General features: G+C 65.1%; 1 protein-coding gene. It reads right to left on the bottom strand.

What is annotated here, in order from left to right; genetic code table 11:
- The coding region (gene dnaE, locus AB0I18_RS52115; protein ID WP_363112905.1) for a DNA polymerase III subunit alpha at positions 1-1,156 on the bottom strand (1,156 nt) is incomplete at both ends.

Genomic DNA, 1,156 nt, shown 5'->3' with positions numbered 1-1,156 from the left:
GCTCGCCGCTCTCCTCCTCGCCGCCGCCGAAGAGGTCGAACTGCCCCTCGGCCTCCTTGCGCTTGACCTGCACCACGTTGTCGATCATCGGCTCGAAGTGGGCGGTGAGGCCCTTGCGGGTGTGCCCCATGGTGTCGAAGGCGCCGGCCTTGATCAGTGATTCCGTGGTGCGCTTGTTGCAGGCGACCGCCTCGACCTTGTCGAGGTAGTCGGGGAAGGAGCCGAACTTCCCCTTGGCCTTGCGACTGCGGATGATCGACTCGACGACGTTCGTACCGACGTTGCGGACCGCGGAAAGACCGAAGAGGATCACGTCGTCGCCCTGCGCGGCGAAGTTCTGCTCCGACTCGTTGACGTTGGGCGGCAGCACCCTGATGCCCATGCGGCGGCACTCGTTGAGGTAGACGGCGGACTTGTCCTTGTCGTCCTTCACCGAGGTCAGCAGGGCGGCCATGTACTCGGCCGGGTAGTTCGCCTTGAGGTACGCCGTCCAGTAGGTGACCAAGCCGTACGCGGAGGAGTGCGCCTTGTTGAACGCGTATCCGGCGAACGGGACCAGGACGTCCCACAGGGCCTGGATCGCCTGGTCGGAGTAGCCGTTCTTCTTGGCGCCGGCCTGGAAGATGGAGAAGTTCTTCGCCAGCTCGTCGGGCTTCTTCTTGCCCATCACGCGGCGCAGGATGTCGGCCTCGCCGAGCGAGTAGCCGGCGATGATCTGCGCGGCCTTCTGCACCTGCTCCTGGTACACGATCAGGCCGTAGGTCAGGCCGAGCGTCTCCTTCAGGGGCTCTTCGAGCTCCGGGTGGATCGGCGTGATCTCCTGCCGGGCGTTCTTGCGCTCGGCGTAGTTCGTGTGCGAGTTCATGCCCATCGGGCCCGGCCGGTACAGGGCCGAGACGGCGGAGATGTCCTCGAAGTTGTCGGGCTGCATCTGGCGGAGCAGCGAGCGCATCGGGCCGCCGTCGAACTGGAAGACACCGAGCGTGTCACCGCGGCAGAGCAGTTCGAAGGTCTTTGCGTCGTCCAGCGGGAGGGCGAGCATCTCCAGGTCGACGCCCTTGTTGGCCTTCACCATCTTGATGGCGTCGTCCATGATCGTCAGGTTGCGCAGACCCAGGAAGTCCATCTTCAGCAGGCCCAGCGACTCGCACTGCGG

The sequence above is a fragment of the Streptomyces sp. NPDC050704 genome (genome assembly GCF_040654355.1).
Lineage (GTDB): Bacteria > Actinomycetota > Actinomycetes > Streptomycetales > Streptomycetaceae > Streptomyces.
Note: the sequence above shows the minus strand (reverse complement) of the source record. Positions and strands in the feature narration are given on the sequence as shown.